1 protein-coding gene is annotated in these 501 nt (G+C 53.9%); it reads right to left on the bottom strand.

Annotation, left to right across the window (positions count from 1 at the left end; all coding sequences use genetic code 11):
• A partial coding sequence (locus B3F49_RS09350) for an ABC transporter permease (protein ID WP_293910634.1) occupies positions 1-501 on the bottom strand: 501 nt, incomplete at both ends.

The raw sequence follows: 501 nt of genomic DNA, 5'->3' as shown, positions 1-501 counted from the left end.
AGGGCTGCCGCAACGATGGAAGGGAGCATCATGGGAAGGGTGATGGTACGCAGCGTAGTCAGAGGGCTTGCCCCAGAGATTCGTGAGGCCTCCTCCAAGGATGGGTCCATCTTCTCCATGGCGCGGCTGATGGTGATGAAGGCATACGGGTAGTAGAATCCGGTCAACACCCAGATCAGGCCTCCCATGGTATAGATATCAAACGGGGCGGAGCCCAGGTTGAAGATTTTCATGAGAAACATATTCATCGACCCGACAGTGGGATTGAGCAGGCGCATCCAGGCCATGGCTCCAACGTAGGGAGGCACCATATAGGTGGCGACGAAGAGGGTGCGGAAGAATTTTTTCCCGTAGAGATTCGTCCGTCCTACCAGCCATGCCAACGGAAAGGCTATGAGGACTCCAAAAATCATCGAGAAGGAAGCAGCTATGACGGTATTGGTCAAAGCTGACCAGTTCAGCGGGTAGGTGTATACACGCTTGAAAGCCTCAAGTGAGAAC

This window comes from Sphaerochaeta sp. UBA5836 (genome assembly GCF_002432845.1).
Classification (GTDB): Bacteria; Spirochaetota; Spirochaetia; order Sphaerochaetales; family Sphaerochaetaceae; genus Sphaerochaeta.
This window is presented reverse-complemented; position numbering and strand designations above follow the sequence as displayed.